The following is a 17,465-nucleotide window of genomic DNA, read 5'->3' on the forward strand; positions in this document are numbered from 1 at the left end:
CCGCTACTTCTGGTAGATGGCCTCGATCTCGTCCGCGTAGTCCTTGGCCACCACATTGCGCTTGAGCTTCAGCGACGGCGTCAGGTGGCCCGACTCCTCCGTGAACTGGGAGGACAGAATGCGGAACTTCCGCACCGATTCCGCCTTCGACACCGCGGCGTTGCCGTCGTCGACCGCGTCCTGGACCGCCCGCACCAGGTCCGGATCGTCACGCAGCGACGCCGCGGTGGAACCCGCCGGCTTGCCGTGCTCGGCCGCCCAACGGCCCACGAACTCGTCGTCGATGGTGATCAGCGCGCCCACGAAGGGCCGCCCGTCGCCGACGACCATGCACTCCGCGACCAGCGCGTGCGCGCGGATACGGTCCTCGATCACGGCCGGGGCGACGTTCTTGCCGCCCGCGGTGACGATGATCTCCTTCTTGCGGCCCGTGATGCTGAGGTAGCCGTCCTCGTCCAGGGTGCCGATGTCCCCGGTGTGGAACCAGCCGTCGGCCAGCGCCTCGGCCGTAGCGGCCTCGTTGTTCCAGTAGCCCTTGAACAGGTGCTCACCGTGCAGCAGCACCTCGCCGTCGTCCGCGATGCGGACGACCGAGCCGGGCAGCGGCTGGCCGACCGTGCCGATCTTCGTCCGGTCCCAGGGGTTGAACGCGGTGGCCGCACAGGACTCGGTCAGGCCGTAGCCCTCCAGGACCGTGAAGCCGATGCCGCGGAAGAAGTGACCCAGCCGCTCGCCCAGCGGGGCGCCGCCGGAGATCGCGTACTCGCCCTTGCCGCCGAGCACCGCGCGCAGCTTGCTGTAGACGAGCTTGTCGAACGTCTTGTACTTGATCTTCAGACCGAGGGACGGACCCGCCGGCGTGTCCAGCGCGCGGCTGTACGCGATCGCGGTGTCGGCCGCCTTGTCGAAGATCTTGCCCTTGCCGTCCGCCTGCGCCTTGGCGCGCGCCGAGTTGTAGACCTTCTCGAAGACGCGCGGCACACCGAGGATCAACGTCGGCCGGAACGAGGCGAGTTCATCGGTGAGGTTCTTGATGTCCGGGACCAGGCCCAGCTTGATCGGCGCCATCATCGGCGCGATCTGCACCAGCCGCCCGAAGACGTGCGCGAGCGGCAGGAACAGCAGCACCGAGCACTCGCCGGTGCGGAACAGCGGACGCAGCCGCTCCACGATGTTGCCGCACTCCGCGAAGAAGCTGCGGTGGGTGAGCACACAGCCCTTGGGCCGGCCGGTGGTGCCACTCGTGTACACGATGGTCGCCGGGTCGTCGGCCTTCGCCTGCGAGCTGCGCTCCTCGACCGTCGCGTCGGTGACGTCCTTGCCCGCGCGGTCCAGCTCGTCGAGCGCGCCGGCGTCGATCTGCCAGACGTGCTTGAGCGCGGGCAGCTGCGCACGCACCGACTCGACGGTGGCGGCGTGCCCGTCCTGCTCCACGACGACCGCGGTGGCGCCCGAGTCGCTCAGGATCCACTGCACCTGCTCCGGCGAGCTGGTCTCGTACACCGGCACGGTGATCGCGCCCGCGCACCAGATCGCGAAGTCGAGCAGCGTCCACTCGTACCGCGTGCGGGACATCAGGCCGACCCGGTCGCCGGGCTGGACGCCGGAGGCGATGAGCCCCTTGGCGGCGGCGTGCACCTCGGCGAGGAAGACCGTGGCGGTCACGTCCTGCCAGCCGCCGTTCGCCTTGCGGGCGATCACGGCGACATCTGGGTGCTGCGCGGCGTTTCTGCGGACGATGTCGGTCAGGTTGCCGTCCGCAGGGACCTCGTACAAAGCCGGAAGGCTGAACTCGCGCAAGACTGCTGCTCCTCATAGGGCGCCGGCGCCACGACGTTGTGTGATGCGACGGTCCGGTCCACGGCTCGGGCAGGTGCGTCAGGACCCGGTGGTTGAAATCCTGAGCACGACTGGACTGCCCGGGACGTTACCCGCCGGTATGGCTCCTACGACAGGGGGGTCCGGCGAGATGTTCGCTGCGTCACACAGATTGGTGTTTCCTCGCGCACAGTAGTCCACGCCTTTCTTGACTGGCCAGTAACCGCAAGCTCCGCCGCCACTGTTCACGTTTGCCGCACACGCCTACGCTTGATCGTCATGGCACTCTCACCAGCCGGAAACTCCGGGACGCGCATCCATGTGGTCAGCGACGTGCACGGCAACGCCCGTGACCTGGCCAGATCCGGAGAGGGTGCCGACGCCCTGATCTGCCTGGGCGACCTGGTCCTCTTCCTCGACTACGCCGACCACTCGCGCGGGATCTTCCCCGAACTCTTCGGCGAGGAGAACGCCGACCGCCTGGTCGAGCTGCGCACCGCCCGCCGCTTCGAGGAGGCCCGCGAACTGGGCGCCCGCCTCTGGTCCGGCGTCGGCGGCGACCGCGCGGCCCTGATCGAGAAGGCGGTCCGCAAACAGTACGCCGAGATGTTCGCCGCCTTCCCCACCCCGACGTACGCCACCTACGGCAACGTCGACATGCCGACCCTGTGGCCCGAGTACGCCGGACCCGGCACCACCGTGCTCGACGGCGAACGCGTGGAGATCGGCGGCCGCACCTTCGGCTTCGTCGGCGGCGGCCTGCGCACCCCCATGCGCACGCCGTACGAGATCAGCGACGAGGAGTACGCCGCGAAGATCGAGGCGGTCGGCGAGGTCGACGTCCTCTGCACCCACATCCCACCCGAGGTCCCCGAGCTGGTCTACGACACCGTCGCGCGCCGCTTCGAACGCGGCAGCCGCGCCCTCCTGGACGCCATCCGCCGCACCAGGCCCCGCTATTCACTGTTCGGCCACGTCCACCAGCCCCTCGTGCGACGGATGCGGATCGGGGCGACCGAGTGCGTGAACGTGGGGCACTTCGCGGGGAGCGGCAAGCCCTGGGCGCTGGAATGGTGACCGCCTCCTGATGTCCGCAGGTAGGGGGTGCGGTAAGGGGGTTGGCGGGGAGGTAGCCTTCACGCTGCATGCACACGTGCACGACGACGTCCCACCGGCCCGCATCTGGAGGAGCCACAGCGATGGCGGAACACACCAGCTCGAGCATCACGATCGAGGCGGCACCGGCCGACGTCATGGAGGTGATCGCCGACTTCGCCCGCTACCCGGACTGGACCGGTGAGGTGAAGGAGGCCGACGTCCTCAAGACCGACGAGCGGGGCCGCGCCGAACAGGTCCGGCTCGTCATGGACGCCGGCGCGATCAAGGACGACCAGGTCCTCGCGTACACCTGGACCGGCGACAACGAGGTCTCCTGGACCCTCGTCAAGTCCCAGATGCTGCGCTCCCTGGACGGCTCGTACCTCCTGAAGTCCACGGCGGCCGGCACCACCGAGGTCACGTACCTGCTGACGGTCGACGTCAAGATCCCGATGCTCGGCATGATCAAGCGCAAGGCCGAGAAGGTCATCATCGACCGGGCGCTGGCGGGACTGAAGAAGCGAGTGGAGTCGGGGGAGAAGTAAGGCGGGCATCTCCGGCCTGCCCGGTGCCTTTCTGACGCGGGCCGGCTGTCTCCAGTCCGTCCGGCGTTTGAGGACGAGGCCCCTTCAGGGCCGACGGGGGTCCGGGGGCGGAGCCCCCGGCAACGGCGCCCAACCCCCGCGCAGCGACTACCGTTCACTCATATGCGCACCCTCCTGATCACCGGCCCCGGCGGCAGCGGCCGCAGCACCATCGCCGCAGCCACCGCACAAGCCGCCGCAGGCACCGGCACCCGGACCCTGCTCCTCGGTGCCGACCGCGGCGACACCCTCGGCGCCGCCCTGGGCGTGGTGACGGGAGCGGCCCCCGTTGAGGCCGCCGAGAACCTCACGGCATGGCGCCCCGACGCCACGGAGTCCTTCCGCGCCGACCTCACCGCCTTCCAGGACCGCGCCTCCACCGCCCTCGAACTCCTCGGCGCGGCCCGCCTGGACGCGGAAGAGGTGACCCCCCTCCCGGGCGCCGAGGAACTGGCCCTCCTACGAGCCCTCAGGGACGCGGCCCTGTCCGAGGTCTACGACCTACTCGTCGTAGACCTCCCGCCCACCCCTCACGCACTGGCCCTCCTCGCACTCCCCGAAGAACTCCGCCGCTACCTCCGCCGCCTCCTCCCGGCGGAGCGCCAGGCGGCCCGCGCCCTCCGCCCGGTCCTCGGCCGCCTCGCCGGCGTCCCGATGCCCTCGGAGTGGCTCTACGACACGGCCGGCCGCTGGGACGTCGAACTGGCCGCCGTGGAAGCGGTTCTCGCCGACCGGGACACGACCGTACGACTGGTCGCCGAGCCCGGAGCGGCCGGCGCCGACGCCGTCCGCGCGGCCGGTCTCGCGCTCGCCCTGCGCGGCCTGCGCCCCGACGTGCTGGTCGCCAACCGGGTGCTGCCCGAGTCCGTCGAGGACACCTGGCCGGCCGGCCCGGTCGCCCAGCAGCGCAAGACCCTGGACGAGTGGCAGGGGGCGTACGACGTGCGGCACGTCCCGCACCTCGGCCACGACCCGCGCGGCACCGACGACCTCGCCGCGCTCGGCGTGCCCGGTGTCAAAGCGGCCGGTTCCACGGTCGAGTGGCCCGTCACGGACCGGCTGGCCGAGGACGGTGTGCTGGTCTGGGGCATTCCGCTGCCCGGCGCGATACGGGACGAGCTCGACCTGGTCCGTCGCGGCGACGAACTCGTCGTCACCGTCGGCCGGTTCCGCCGTATCGTGCCGCTGCCGTCGGCCCTGCGCCGCTGCACCGTGGCCGGCGCGGCCCTGCGCGAGGGCGAACTGCGCATCCGTTTCGCGCCCGACCCGGACCTGTGGCCGCAGGGAAGGTGACCGTGTCGGTATTTGTGGACGCGGAGACGATGAAGCACGTACGCCCATTCGGGTAACGTCGTAGAGACGAACCGTAGTCAGGAGTCCGTCATGAGCGAAGAGCTCCCCCCGTCCGAGGCCGGCAAGGAAGAGGCGCTCGACGAGGTGCGGGCGACCGACGCCGACGCCTGGGCGACGGCGGCCGCCGAAGACCTCGCGGCGGAGAAGGCCCGCCGCCGCACCCAGTACGGCCTGCCCCCGGGCTCGGCCGCCGAGGAACTGCGCAAGCTCGTCGACACGGTCACGGACAAGCTGTCCGGCCTCCAGTCCCCGCTGCTCGGCCAGGTCGCCGGACCGGCCGCCCAGCAGGTGGTCAAGCAGGTCGTCCAGCAGGCCAAGGCCGCCGTCGAGCCCGTCATCGAACGCAACCCGGACGTCTTCGACCACCTCGCGGCGGCCGGAAACGAACTCCTCGCCGCGTACCGCTCCGCGGTCCAGGCCCAGGAGCAGCGCTGGACGGCCCGCGACAGCGAGTTGAAGGACCGCCGTGACCGGGGCGAGGACCCTGGTCCGGGGGAGCGCATCGACCTGGACTAGAGGGCCCTCGGGTACGGTGGGCCGTAGCGGGGCTCGACCGAAACTGAGGGATTCATGGGACTCACCATCGGCGTCGATATCGGCGGCACCAAGATCGCGGCCGGGGTTGTCGACGAGGAAGGCAACATCCTCTCGACCCACAAGGTGCCGACCCCGGGCACGGCCGAGGGCATCGTGGACGCCATCGCCGCCGCGGTCGACGGAGCACGCGCCGGGCACGAGATCGTCGGCGTGGGCATCGGTGCGGCCGGATACGTCAACCGTCAGCGCTCCACGGTCTACTTCGCGCCGAACATCGACTGGCGCCAGGAGCCGCTGAAGGAGAAGGTCGAAGCCCGCGTGGGCCTCCCCGTCGTCGTGGAGAACGACGCGAACGCCGCGGCCTGGGGCGAGTACAAGTTCGGCGCCGGCAAGGGCCACCGCAACGTCATCTGCATCACGCTCGGCACCGGCCTCGGCGGCGGCATCATCATCGGCAACAAGCTGCGCCGCGGACACTTCGGCGTGGCCGCCGAGTTCGGCCACATCCGCATGGTGCCGGACGGCCTGCTGTGCGGCTGCGGCTCGCAGGGCTGCTGGGAGCAGTACGCCTCGGGCCGCGCGCTCGTGCGCTACGCCAAGCAGCGCGCCAACGCGACCCCCGAGGCCGCGGAGGTCCTGCTCTCGCTCGGCGACGGCAGCCCCGAGGGCATCGAGGGCAAGCACATCTCCATGGCCGCCCGGCAGGGCGACCCGGTGGCCGTCGACTCCTACCGCGAGCTGGCCCGCTGGGCCGGCGCCGGCCTCGCCGACCTCGCCTCCCTCTTCGACCCCTCCGCCTTCATCGTCGGCGGCGGCCTCTCCGACGAGGGCGAGCTGGTCCTCGACCCCATCCGCAAGTCCTACAAACGCTGGCTGGTGGGCGGCAACTGGCGCCCGGTCGCCGACGTGATCGCCGCCCAACTGGGCAACAAGGCGGGCATGGTGGGCGCGGCGGACCTGGCGAGAGAGCCGGACCCGATCATGTAAGCCACCCTGCTCGTTGCTTCAGGTGCGCGAGGAGCTTTTTGCTTTCAGGGGCGCGGGGCGGTAGCCGATAGCGGCTACCGCCCCGCGGTCGCGACCAGCCACGTACGACCGGCAGTCGCCCACCTACCTCGCGCCCCGAGCTGTCGGGCGTAGATTGATCCACATGGCGCCGCTCCCCAACTCCCGCACCGAACCCGACGGTTCGGCAGTCATCCGGGTCCTGAGCTACAACATCCGCTCCATGCGCGACGACACGGCCGCCCTGGCCCGCGTCATCAAGGCCTGCGCCCCGGACCTCGTCCTGATCCAAGAGGCCCCCCTCTTCTTCCGCTGGCGCAAGAAACTGGCCCGCCTCGCGTCCGCCTCAGGCTTGGTCGTCCTCTCCGGCGGAGCCACCGCAGCCGGCCCCGCCCTCCTGTGCTCGCTCCGGGCAACGGTCGAGCGCACGGAGGACGTACTCCTGCCGCTCACCCCCGGCCAACACCGCCGCGGCTTCGCCACCGCGGTCGTACGGTTCGGAGCCGCCCGTGTCGGAGTCCTCAGCTGTCATCTCAGCCTCCGCCAGGACGAGCGCTACGAACAGGGCGGCATGCTGCTCGACCGGCTGGCCGGCATGGGTGTGGACCACGTGATCGCCGGCGGCGACCTCAACGACCGCCCCGACGGCCGGACTTTCGGACGCCTGGCCAAGGAACTTCAGGACTGCTGGGCCACCGCCCCCTGGGGCGAGGAGGACACCTGGATCCCCGGCAACCCCTTCCAGCGCATCGACGCGATCTTCGCCACGCAGGGCATCGAGGTACTCGGCTGCGGGGTGCCGCTCGGTCAACCAGGAGTCACGGAGGCGGACTTGAGGGCGGCCACCGACCACTTCCCGGTGCTGGCCGCCCTCAGAATTCCCGCGAGTTCAAGGAACGGGACGAACTGAAGGAACGGGACGAACTAGACGACCGCGCCCCGCCCCGGATCGTCCCCGTCCTCCTCGTCCGTCCGCATCCGCATCACCAACGTGGCGAACCCGCCCAGGAACCCGCCGATGCCGATGGTCGCGAGCCACCAGGTCATGTCCCAGCCGAGCAGCACCGCCAGCAGCAGCAGGATCGGGCCGCCGATCACCCCGAGCCAGGCGAACTTGGCCGTCGTGTCGGCGTCCGGCAGCGGAGGCGGCTCCGGCGGCACGAAGTGGCCCTCGTCGTCCTCGTCGAAGTCCCCCTCGGAGGAGTCCGGCGAGGTGTAGTCACGGGGACCGCCGACACCGGGCGCGAAGGAGACCGAGCTGCCCAAGGGCTTCGCGGGCGCCGGCGGCTCCTCGGCTTCCTTGTCCTTGGCCGCCTCTTTGTCCTTGGTCTTGTCCTGCTCCTTGGCCTTCGGCTGCTCGTCGTTCTTCTCGGGATCGAGCAGCGCGAGATCCTCGATCGACTTGAACGGCTTGGCACCCGGCGGATCCTTGGGCTCCTCGCCGTACCCGGCGACGATCGCGGCCCACGCGGCCTCCTCGTCGAACGGGACGCCCTGCTCGTCCGGTTCGAGGCCCTCGCGGTCGGAGTCGTGCTCAGCCACCTGTCGCCGTCCCTTCCTGCTCGCTCACCCGGCCCGTGTCGGACGCCTGCTTGCCGGCACTGGGTGCGAGCCGGCCGATGAACGCGAAGCTCTCCTCGAAAATCCGGTCCGCGTCGTGGTCCAACGTCGCGACGTGGTAGCTCTGTTCCAGCAGGATCTCCGTCACGTCGGCCGAGGAAACCCGACTGAGGACACGAGCCGAGTCGGCCGGCGGAACCACATGGTCCTGGGGGCTGTGCAGCAGCAGGAGCGGCTGGGTGACCTGCGGCAGCTCGCGGTCGACCAGCCGGAAGAAATTGCGCAGGGAGTGCGCGGAGTGCAGCGGCACCTTGTCGTACCCGACCTCCTCGCTGCCCTCCTTCGCGATGTCGCTGGCGATACCCGGCGCCGTACGCACCAGATGGCGGGCCACCGGAAGGGCGTACGCAGCGAGGCCGTGCACCTTGATGCCCGGGTTGACGACCACGACACCGCTGATCTCGTCACCGTGCTTGGCGGCCAGCCGCAGGGCCAGCGCGCCGCCCATGGACAGGCCCGCGACGAAGACCTGCGAGCAGCGCTCGCGCAGGGCGCGCAGCTCGCGGTCCACCTCCGCGTACCAGTCCTGCCAGCCGGTGAGCTGCATGTCCTCCCAGCGGGTGCCGTGCCCGGGCAGCAGCGGCAGCGACACGGTGAGGCCGCGCTCGGCCAGATGCTCCGCCCAGGGGCGCAGCGACTGCGGGGAACCGGTGAAGCCGTGGCAGAGGAGAACTCCGACCTCCCCGCCCTCGTGGCGGTACGGCTCGGCTCCGGGGAGGACCGGCACCTTCGGTCTCCTGTTCATGAGAAGGGCGTGATGGTGAGACGCGTGTTCATGAGAGGGGTCTCAACAAGTCCAGGTGCGGTTAACCGTACGCGACCGCACTGACACCGACCAGGGTCGTCGGGTCCTTTGACAGTGCTCCGGGTTAAGGTCTGATCGACGGAAACGGGAGGCACTCGGTTGTTGTACGGCACGATGAAGGTCGCCATCGGGGGACCGCTGAAGGTCGCCTTCCGACCCTGGGTGGAGGGCATGGAGAACATTCCGGACGAGGGCGCCGCCATCCTGGCGAGCAATCACCTCTCGTTCTCGGACTCGTTCTTCCTGCCCGCGGTCCTGGACCGCAAGGTGACCTTCATCGCGAAGGCCGAGTACTTCACGACGCCCGGGGTGAAGGGCAAGCTGACGGCCGCGTTCTTCAAGGGCGCCGGCCAGCTCCCCGTGGACCGCTCCGGTGCGCGCGGGGCGGGCGAGGCCGCGATCAAGGCCGGGATCGACGTCCTGGAGCGCGGTGAGCTGTTCGGTATCTATCCGGAGGGCACGCGCTCCCCGGACGGCCGCCTCTACCGCGGCAAACCCGGCGGCCTCGCGCGCGTGGCGCTCGCCACCGGCGCTCCGGTCATCCCGGTCGCGATGATCGACACGGAGAAGATCCAGCCGCCGGGGAAGGTCATGCCGAAGCTCATGCGGCCCGGCATCCGGATCGGCAAGCCGCTCGACTTCAGCCGGTACAACGGCATGGAGCACGACCGTTTCGTCCTCCGCGCCGTGACCGACGAGGTCATGTACGAGATCATGAAGCTCTCCGGCCAGGAGTACGTCGACATCTACGCGACCGCCGCCAAGCGGCAGATCGCGGACGCGGCGAAGGCCGACAAGGACGCGGAGAAGGCGGCCGACAAGGCGGCCAAGGCCGCACTCGCACAGGCGGAGAAGGAACAGACCAGCCCCTAGGCGGGGCGGTCTGTCGGGGGTGGGGACCATGGCCAAGCAGGTGCGTGTCGTCAGAATGTCCGTCGAGCAGCCGCTGTGGCGTGCCCTGAGCGGCTACCGCGTGCTGACCATGCTGTACGCGATCGGGCTGTTCGTCTCCGCCTACGACGAGTTCGACCGTCCGGGCATCGCCATCGCCTTCTACGTCGTCCTGTTCGTCTGGACCCTCGCCACCCTGCCCCGGGTGCAGAGCGCGGTCGCCTGCACCAAGCGCTTCCTCGCCGTCGACCTCGCGATCGCGCTGACCGGCATCGTCCTCACCCCGCTCGCGGCCGACGACCACCACATCTCGGGCGGCGGCCCCACGCTGCCGTCGATATGGACCGCCGGCTCGGTCCTCGCCTACGCCATCAAGGGCGGCTGGCGCTGGGCCGCGTTCGCCTCCACACCGGTCGCCGTCGCCAACCTGATCGAGCGCGGCTCCCCGGCCCGCGACACCGTCCACAACGTGGTCCTCGTCTGGGTCGCCTCCATCGCCATCGGCTACGTCGTGGAGGTCGCCCGCGCCTCCGAGCGCACCCTCGCCCGCGCCCTGGAGATCGAGGCCACCACCCGGGAACGCGAGCGCCTCGCCCGCGACATCCACGACGGCGTCCTCCAGGTGCTGGCGATGGTGCAGCGGCGCGGTGCCGTGCTCGGCGGCGAGGCGGGCGAGCTGGGCCGGATGGCGGGCGAGCAGGAGATCGCGCTGCGCACCCTGGTCTCCGGCGCCCTGGTGCCCGTGTCCCGGGTCTCGCTGGACGCGGTGGAGGGCGCGGTCGTGAGGGCCGTGGAAGTAGAAGTGGACGAGGCGGACGACGACGGGCCGGTCGATCTGCGGGGGCTGCTCGCGCCGTACGCCGCCGCCAAGGTGAGTTTTGCCGAGCCGGGGGCTCCGGTGCCGTTGCCCGCGCCCGCGGCGAAGGAGCTGGCCGCCGCTGTCGGGGCCGCCCTGGACAATGTGCGCAGGCACGCCGGCGAGGACGCGCGTGCGTGGATCCTGGTCGAGGACGAGCCGGGGGAGGTCGTTGTGACCGTACGGGACGACGGGCCCGGTATCCCCGAGGGACGGCTCGCGCAGGCCGAGGGGGAGGGGCGGCTCGGGGTCGCCCTGTCGATCCGGGGGCGGTTGCGGGACCTCGGGGGCAGCGCGGAGCTGGTCTCGATTCCCGGGCAGGGCACGGAAGTTGAGCTGAAGGTACCGAAAGCACGGGGGAAGGCGGGGACACGATGAGTGAGCAGCAGGGCCCGATCAGGGTCATGGTGGTCGACGACCACCCGATGTGGCGCGACGCCGTCGCCCGCGACTTGGCCGAGTCCGGCTTCGACGTGGTCGCCACCGCCGGTGACGGCGAACAGGCGGTGCGCCGGGCCAAGGCCGCCGCCCCCGACGTCCTCGTCCTCGACCTGAACCTGCCGCAGATGCCCGGCGTCCAGGTCTGCAAGGAACTGGTCGGCGCCAACCCGGCGTTGCGCGTGCTGGTCCTCTCCGCGAGCGGCGAGCACGCCGACGTGCTGGAGGCGGTGAAGTCGGGCGCGACCGGCTATCTGCTCAAGTCGGCTTCCACGGAAGAGCTGTTGGACGCGGTGCGCCGGACGGCGGTCGGCGACCCGGTGTTCACCCCCGGGCTCGCAGGACTGGTCCTCGGCGAGTACCGCCGCCTGGCCTCCGACCCGGCACCGGCCACCGACGGCGACCAGCCCAAGGCACCCCAACTGACCGACCGCGAGACGGAAGTGCTGCGTCTCGTCGCCAAGGGCCTGAGCTACAAGCAGATCGCCGAGCGCCTGGTCATCTCGCACCGCACGGTCCAGAACCACGTCCAGAACACGCTCGGCAAGCTCCAGTTGCACAACCGGGTGGAGCTGGTCCGGTACGCGATAGAGCGCGGCCTCGACGACGCGTAGGCAGCCCGGTAGATCAACTCCCCGACAATTCACCGCACTTGATCTCGGAATTGACCTTCCCGCCCATCCCTCTGTGACCTGGATCACCATTAGCGTGGCTCTCACAGGAAACCGCGGCGAAGGGATATTTCCATGCGCGTCGGAGTACTGACCGGAGGCGGCGACTGCCCCGGACTCAACGCCGTCATCCGGGGCATCGTCCGCAAGGGCGTACAGGAGTACGGCTACGACTTCGTCGGCTACCGGGACGGCTGGCGAGGTCCACTCGAAGGCGACACCGTCCGGCTCGACATCCCCGCGGTGCGCGGCATCCTGCCCCGCGGCGGCACCATCCTCGGCTCCTCCCGCACCAACCCGCTGAAGCTGGAGAACGGCATCGGCCGGATCAAGGCCAACCTCGCCGCGCAGGAGGTCGACGCGCTCATCGTGATCGGTGGCGAGGACACCCTCGGGGTGGCCGCGCGGCTGTGGGACGAGAGCGGGGTGCCCTGCGTCGGCGTACCGAAGACCATCGACAACGACCTGTCCGCCACCGACTACACCTTCGGCTTCGACACCGCCGTCGGCATCGCCACCGAGGCGATCGACCGGCTGCACACCACCGCCGAGTCGCACATGCGCATCCTGGTCTGCGAGGTGATGGGCCGCCACACCGGCTGGATCGCCATCCACTCCGGCCTCGCGGGCGGCGCGAACGTCATCCTCATCCCCGAGCAGCGCTTCGACGTCGACCAGGTGTGCGCCTGGATCACCTCCCGCTTCAAGGCGTCGTACGCCCCGATCGTGGTCGTCGCGGAGGGGGCCATGCCGAAGGACGGCGACGTCGTACTGAAGGACGGGACCCTCGACTCCTTCGGGCACGTCCGCCTGTCCGGGGTGGGCGAGTGGCTGGCCAAGGAGCTGGAGAAGCGCACCGGCAAGGAGGCCCGCACCACCGTCCTCGGCCACATCCAGCGCGGCGGCACCCCGAGCGCCTTCGACCGCTGGCTCGCCACCCGCTTCGGCCTGCACGCCATCGAGGCCGTCCGCGACGGCGACTTCGGCAAGATGGTCGCCCTGCGCGGCACGGACATCGTCCGCGTACCGATCGCGGAGGCCACGGCCCAGCTGAAGACGGTCGACCCGAAGCTGTACGAGGAGGTCGGGGTGTTCTTCGGCTGAACCCCGGCACGCTCTCGACGCCGGCCGGGCTCTCGGCCCGTCCGGCGTTTGAGGACGAGGCACGTCCAGGGCCGAAGCGGGGGTCCGGGGGCGCAGCCCCCGGGCGGTGCGTTCACCCCGGTGCCTGGGCATCACGGTGGCCAGGGTCTCCTCCTGCTCCCCGTACTCCGTCGCCGAACTCCGCGAGGGCCGCTTCACGGGCGTGGGCCCCTGGCCCGCCTCGTCACCTTCCCGAACGTCCTCGACTACACGGCCGGCCGCCGCTCCGAGAACGTGCTCGTCCCGCGCAACTGACCCACCAACTCCCGTACGACAGCTGCCCCGTTGAGCGTCAGCACCGACTCGGGGTGGAACTGGACGCCCGCGAAGCCAGGCCCGCGCAGCGCGTGCACCTCGCCACTCGCGCTCCGGCTCAACTCCACACCATGGGCGGCCAGTTCAGCGGCGGCCTCGTCGTCGCAGTGCGCCACGAAGCTGTTGTAGAAGCCGACGGTCTCCGCCCGCCCGAACAGCTCGATCACCGTCTGCGCCCCCTGGTACGGAACCTCCTTCCGTACGATGTCCAGGCCCAGCTCCGCCGCGATCAGCTCGTGTCCGAGGCACACGCCGAGGACGCCGTGCCGGTTCTCCCGGAGGACCTCGGCGGTCAGCGCCCGCAGGAACCGCATCTTCGGGTCGGCCGTGTCGGAGGGGTCGCCCGGTCCAGGACCCAGCACCACGGGCCCCTCGTGCGCGAGCACCGCCTCCCGCAGCCCCTCCTCGTCGTACCGCCGCACGGTCACATCGAGGCCGCTGGAGCGCAGCACGTGCGCGAGCATCGCCGTGAAGGTGTCCTCCCCGTCGACGACCAGCGCGTGCCCGGTCAGCTCCTCCGTCCGCTCCTGCATCCGCAGCCAGAACGGGGCGAGCGAGGAGCGGCGCCCGTCGAGCGCGGCCCGTACACGCGGGTCGTCGGCGAGCCGGGGGTGGGTGTCCTCGCTCCGCGGCCGCGACGGTCGTACGCCAAGCGCCGCCAGGACGCCCGCCGCCTTCGCGTGGGTCTCCGCGACCTCGCTCGCCGGGTCCGAGCCGCGGACGAGGGTCGCGCCGACCGGTACCCGCAGCCGGCCGGCCGGGTCGATGTCGGCGGTGCGGATGAGGATGGGGGAGTCGAGGGTCTGGGCGCCGCCGGAGTCGCGGCCGAGCAGCGCCAGCGCACCGGCGTAGTAGCCGCGCCCGCCGACCTCGTGCCGCTCGATGACCCGGCAGGCGTTCTGCACCGGCGACCCGGTGACGGTCGCCGCGAACATCGTCTCCTTCAGGACCTCGCGCACGTCCAGCGAGGACCGGCCGCGCAACTCGTACTCGGTGTGCGCGAGATGGGCCATCTCCTTCAGCCGGGGCCCGACCACGACCCCGCCCATGTCACCGACCGTGCACATCATCTTGAGCTCCTCGTCGACGACCATCGACAGCTCCTCGATCTCCTTGCCGTCGGCGAGGAAGGCGAGCAGATGCTCCGGGGTGGGGCCTTCGGTGGGGTAGCGGTACGTCCCGCTGATCGGGTTCATGACCACGGTTCCGCCGGACATCCTGACGTGTACTTCGGGGCTCGCGCCCACGAGCGTCCGCTCGCCCGTGTGCACGACGAACGTCCAGTACGCGCCCCGCTCCCCGACCAGCAGCCGCCGGAACAACGCCAGCGCCTCGGCCCTGCCGTACCCCGGGATCTCCCCTTCGTACGTCCGCCGGATGACGAAGTTGGCGCCCTCGCCCCGCCCGATCTCCTCCCGCAGCACCCGCCCGACGATCTCGCCGTAGGCCTCGTCGTCCACGTCGAAGCCGCCGCTCTCGACTCGGACGTCGTGCGCGGGCAACTGGTCCAGGGCGTCGGCGAGCGGGATCTCGTACGACTCCTCGGGCGTGAGGAAGGACAGGGGCGTGCCGTCGTCACGGACGTCGAAGCCGCGTTCGCGGATCTGGCGGTAGGGGATCAGGGCCAGGCCCTCGGCCGGGAGGTCGGCGAGGCGGTCGTAGGAGGCGACCGGGCCGGTCATGAGCTCGATCACGTCGTGGTCGTGGCCCGGGGTGTGACGGCGCAGCAGGGCGAACGGGCGGGGATCGCGGAGCAGGTCGTCCAGATGCATGGGTCCTTGGTTCCTTCTCGTGGAGAGGAACGGACCCCGGACACACCGAAGGCCGCCCCTCGGGCGGCCTTCGCGGAGTACTGGGAGTACGCGCAGTCAGTGGGCCGCCGGATGAGCGGTCCACCACCAGTTCTGGATCGTGTTCTGGGTCGAATGCGCGAACATGACGCGCACCCTACCCCACGCACAGGTGAGCATCAGGGCGTCTCACCTGTCGAGCCGCGCGAAAACGAGTCGACACGACCCCGTAATGTTGAGGGCGTGACCGTGAACGCTAAGACCAGCGCCAGCGCTGGCAACACCTGGCGAGACCTGCCCGCGGCGCAGCAGCCCGAGTACCCCGACACCGAGGCTCTGCGCGCAGTGATCGCGGACCTCGAGTCGTATCCGCCGCTCGTCTTCGCGGGCGAGTGCGACCAGCTGCGCGCCCGGTTGGCGGCCGTCGCCAAGGGAGAGGCGTTCCTCCTCCAGGGCGGCGACTGCGCCGAGGCCTTCGACGCGGTGTCCGCCGACCACATCCGCAACAAGCTGAAGACCCTGCTCCAGATGGGCGCCGTCCTCACGTACGCCGCCTCCGTGCCGGTCGTGAAGGTCGGCCGGATCGCCGGCCAGTACTCGAAGCCGCGCTCGAAGGGCACCGAGACCCGTGACGGCGTGACGCTGCCGACCTACCGCGGCGACTCGGTCAACGGCTTCGCCTTCGACGAGAAGTCCCGCATCCCGGACCCCGAGCGCCTGAAGCGGATGTACAACGCGTCCGCCTCCACGCTCAACCTGGTCCGCGCCTTCACCACCGGCGGTTACGCCGACCTGCGCCAGGTGCACGCCTGGAACCAGGACTTCGTGAAGTCGTCCCCGTCCGGCCAGCGCTACGAGCAGCTCGCGCGCGAGATCGACAGCGCGCTGAACTTCATGCGGGCCTGTGGCACGGACCCGGAGGAGTTCAAGACCGTCGAGTTCTACTCCTCGCACGAGGCGCTGCTGCTGGACTACGAGTCGGCCCTGACCCGCGTCGACTCCCGCACCGGCCGGCTCTACGACGTCTCCGCGCACATGGTGTGGATCGGCGAGCGCACCCGTCAACTGGACGGCGCGCACATCGAGTTCGCCTCCCAGATCCGCAACCCGATCGGCATCAAGCTCGGCCCGACGACGACGGCCGAGGACGCGCTCCAGTACATCGAGCGCCTCGACCCGGACCGCGAGCCCGGCCGGCTCACCTTCATCGTGCGGATGGGCGCTGACAAGGTCCGCGACAAGCTGCCCGAGCTGGTCGAGAAGGTCACCGCGTCCGGCGCGACCGTGGCGTGGATCACCGACCCGATGCACGGCAACACGTACGAGGCGGCCTCCGGTCACAAGACCCGCCGCTTCGACGACGTGCTGGACGAGGTCAAGGGCTTCTTCGAGGTCCACAAGGGCCTCGGCACCCACCCGGGCGGCATCCACGTCGAGCTCACCGGTGACGATGTCACCGAGTGCGTGGGCGGCGGCGACGAGATCTTCGTCGACGACCTGCACCAGCGCTACGAGACGGCCTGCGACCCGCGCCTCAACCGCAGCCAGTCGCTTGACCTGGCCTTCCTCGTCGCCGAGATGTACAGGGACCAGTAGCCGTTTCACCTGTTACAGCAGTGTGCCGTGGGGCGGGGATCACATACGATCCCCGCCCCACGGCACTTTTACAGCTGCTGCGTGGCGGGTAAGGTTAGGTTAGCCTCACCGATTAACGGGATGGCACGACGACCTTCGATCCCGCCCGGGAGGTGACCCGCGTGTACGTCTGCAACTGCTTCGGTGTGACCGAGGCGCAGGTCGCGAAGCACGCGGAGGGCGGTGCCTGCACCCCCCGGCAGATAGCGTCGGCCTGCAAGGCGGGCACCGACTGCGGGTCGTGCGTACGCCGTATCCAGGCCCTGCTGGGCCGGGGCGCCTGCCCGCGCCGCGAGGCGGCCGACCAGGGCGAGTCGATACTCGCCGAGCTGGCCGGAGTGGCGGGAATGGCCGATCTGGAAGACGCGGCCTAGCGGGATCTAGCTGGGCTGCTCGATCTGCTGCGCGATGTAGAGCGCCTCGCCGAGCTGCTCGATCAGCTGGAGCTGCGTGTCGAGGTAGTCGATGTGGTGCTCCTCGTCCTCGAGGATGTCCTCGAAGATGTTGGCCGACGTGATGTCGCCCTTCGTGCGCATCACCTCGATACCGCGCTTGAGGCGGTCGATCGCCTCGACCTCGACCTGGCGGTCCGCCTGGAACATCTCGGTGACCGTCTGGCCGACCCGGACGTGGAACAGCCGCTGGTAGTTCGGCAGACCGTCGAGCATCAGGATGCGCTCGGTGATCTTGTCCGCGTGCTTCATCTCGTCGATGGACTCTTCACGCGTGTACTTGGCGAGCTTGGTCCAGCCGTTGTTGTCCTGGATGCGGTAGTGCAGCCAGTACTGGTTGATCGCGGTCAGCTCACCGGTGAGCTGCTCGTTCAGGAACTCGAGGACCTCGGGGTCGCCCTGCATCGCAGAGGCTCCTTCCAAAACGGGGGAACTGGCGGGTTGCGCCGCATGA

General features: G+C 70.2%; 18 protein-coding genes. 12 read left to right on the forward strand and 6 right to left on the reverse strand.

The features are described 5' to 3' along the window. Positions 1-3: 3 nt before the first annotated feature. Positions 4-1,800: an AMP-dependent synthetase/ligase gene (locus OG714_RS37000; RefSeq protein WP_406127653.1), complete on the reverse strand. Its 1,797-nt coding sequence runs from the start codon at positions 1,798-1,800 to the stop codon at positions 4-6. Between the two features lie 339 nt (positions 1,801-2,139). Here OG714_RS37000 and OG714_RS37005 point away from each other — a divergent pair, with 339 nt between their 5' ends. The 6 genes from OG714_RS37005 to OG714_RS37030 all read left to right on the forward strand — a co-directional run bounded on the left by OG714_RS37005 (position 2,140) and on the right by OG714_RS37030 (position 7,305). Continuing rightward, positions 2,140-2,895: a metallophosphoesterase gene (locus tag OG714_RS37005; RefSeq protein ID WP_406132083.1), complete on the forward strand. Its 756-nt coding sequence runs from the start codon at positions 2,140-2,142 to the stop codon at positions 2,893-2,895. 122 nt (positions 2,896-3,017) lie between these two features. Next, a complete protein-coding gene (locus tag OG714_RS37010; protein ID WP_317886979.1) occupies positions 3,018-3,461 on the forward strand; it encodes an SRPBCC family protein in 444 nt (147 codons plus the stop codon). 162 nt (positions 3,462-3,623) lie between these two features. After that, a complete protein-coding gene (locus OG714_RS37015; protein ID WP_406127654.1) occupies positions 3,624-4,793 on the forward strand; it encodes an ArsA family ATPase in 1,170 nt (389 codons plus the stop codon). Positions 4,794-4,883: 90 nt separating this feature from the next. Continuing rightward, entirely contained in the window at positions 4,884-5,369 is a 486-nt protein-coding gene (locus tag OG714_RS37020) for a DUF5304 domain-containing protein (protein WP_406127655.1), read from the forward strand. A 54-nt stretch (positions 5,370-5,423) separates the two neighbouring features. Next, entirely contained in the window at positions 5,424-6,377 is a 954-nt protein-coding gene (locus tag OG714_RS37025) for an ROK family glucokinase (protein ID WP_019062366.1), read from the forward strand. Between the two features lie 163 nt (positions 6,378-6,540). Further along, complete coding sequence (locus OG714_RS37030; protein ID WP_406127657.1) at positions 6,541-7,305, forward strand: endonuclease/exonuclease/phosphatase family protein; 765 nt, start codon at positions 6,541-6,543, stop codon at positions 7,303-7,305. Positions 7,306-7,319: 14 nt separating this feature from the next. On the opposite strand, the gene OG714_RS37035 is transcribed toward OG714_RS37030, so the two are convergent. Continuing rightward, positions 7,320-7,937 (reverse strand): hypothetical protein, encoded by a 618-nt coding sequence (locus tag OG714_RS37035; RefSeq protein ID WP_406127659.1) that lies wholly within the window; start codon positions 7,935-7,937, stop codon positions 7,320-7,322. Continuing rightward, positions 7,930-8,742 carry an alpha/beta hydrolase gene (locus tag OG714_RS37040; protein WP_406132084.1) on the reverse strand — a complete coding sequence of 271 codons (813 nt, stop codon included), beginning with the start codon at positions 8,740-8,742 and terminating at the stop codon, positions 7,930-7,932. Before OG714_RS37040 ends, OG714_RS37035 begins: the two co-directional genes overlap by 8 nt. 192 nt (positions 8,743-8,934) lie before the next feature. Here OG714_RS37040 and OG714_RS37045 point away from each other — a divergent pair, with 192 nt between their 5' ends. From OG714_RS37045 to OG714_RS37060, 4 genes are all read left to right on the forward strand, one after another. Continuing rightward, positions 8,935-9,693, forward strand: coding sequence for a lysophospholipid acyltransferase family protein (locus OG714_RS37045; protein WP_406132085.1), 759 nt, complete (start codon positions 8,935-8,937; stop codon positions 9,691-9,693). 28 nt (positions 9,694-9,721) lie between these two features. Then, complete coding sequence (macS, locus tag OG714_RS37050; protein WP_406127660.1) at positions 9,722-10,945, forward strand: MacS family sensor histidine kinase; 1,224 nt, start codon at positions 9,722-9,724, stop codon at positions 10,943-10,945. Then, positions 10,942-11,619 (forward strand): response regulator, encoded by a 678-nt coding sequence (locus OG714_RS37055; RefSeq protein WP_406127662.1) that lies wholly within the window; start codon positions 10,942-10,944, stop codon positions 11,617-11,619. Before macS ends, OG714_RS37055 begins: the two co-directional genes overlap by 4 nt. A gap of 132 nt (positions 11,620-11,751) precedes the next feature. Next, entirely contained in the window at positions 11,752-12,780 is a 1,029-nt protein-coding gene (locus OG714_RS37060; RefSeq protein ID WP_406127664.1) for a 6-phosphofructokinase, read from the forward strand. Positions 12,781-13,025: 245 nt separating this feature from the next. Here OG714_RS37060 and OG714_RS37065 read toward each other — a convergent pair whose 3' ends face one another. Both OG714_RS37065 and OG714_RS37070 read right to left on the reverse strand, forming a co-directional pair. Then, complete coding sequence (locus tag OG714_RS37065; RefSeq protein WP_406127665.1) at positions 13,026-14,906, reverse strand: anthranilate synthase family protein; 1,881 nt, start codon at positions 14,904-14,906, stop codon at positions 13,026-13,028. Positions 14,907-15,002: 96 nt separating this feature from the next. Next, entirely contained in the window at positions 15,003-15,104 is a 102-nt protein-coding gene (locus tag OG714_RS37070) for a trp operon leader peptide (protein ID WP_406127666.1), read from the reverse strand. Positions 15,105-15,167: 63 nt separating this feature from the next. Between OG714_RS37070 and OG714_RS37075 the strand changes: the two genes are divergently transcribed. Together OG714_RS37075 and OG714_RS37080 are read left to right on the forward strand one after the other, a co-directional pair. Next, positions 15,168-16,520, forward strand: coding sequence for a class II 3-deoxy-7-phosphoheptulonate synthase (locus tag OG714_RS37075; protein ID WP_365309847.1), 1,353 nt, complete (start codon positions 15,168-15,170; stop codon positions 16,518-16,520). Between the two features lie 152 nt (positions 16,521-16,672). Beyond that, positions 16,673-16,933 carry a bacterioferritin-associated ferredoxin gene (locus OG714_RS37080; protein ID WP_406127668.1) on the forward strand — a complete coding sequence of 87 codons (261 nt, stop codon included), beginning with the start codon at positions 16,673-16,675 and terminating at the stop codon, positions 16,931-16,933. Between the two features lie 6 nt (positions 16,934-16,939). Here OG714_RS37080 and bfr read toward each other — a convergent pair whose 3' ends face one another. Beyond that, on the reverse strand, positions 16,940-17,416 hold the full coding sequence (bfr, locus tag OG714_RS37085; protein WP_019062355.1) for a bacterioferritin: 477 nt from the start codon (positions 17,414-17,416) through the stop codon (positions 16,940-16,942). Positions 17,417-17,465 lie beyond the last annotated feature (49 nt).

This window comes from Streptomyces sp. NBC_00989 (assembly GCF_045162655.1).
Classification (GTDB): Bacteria; Actinomycetota; Actinomycetes; order Streptomycetales; family Streptomycetaceae; genus Streptomyces.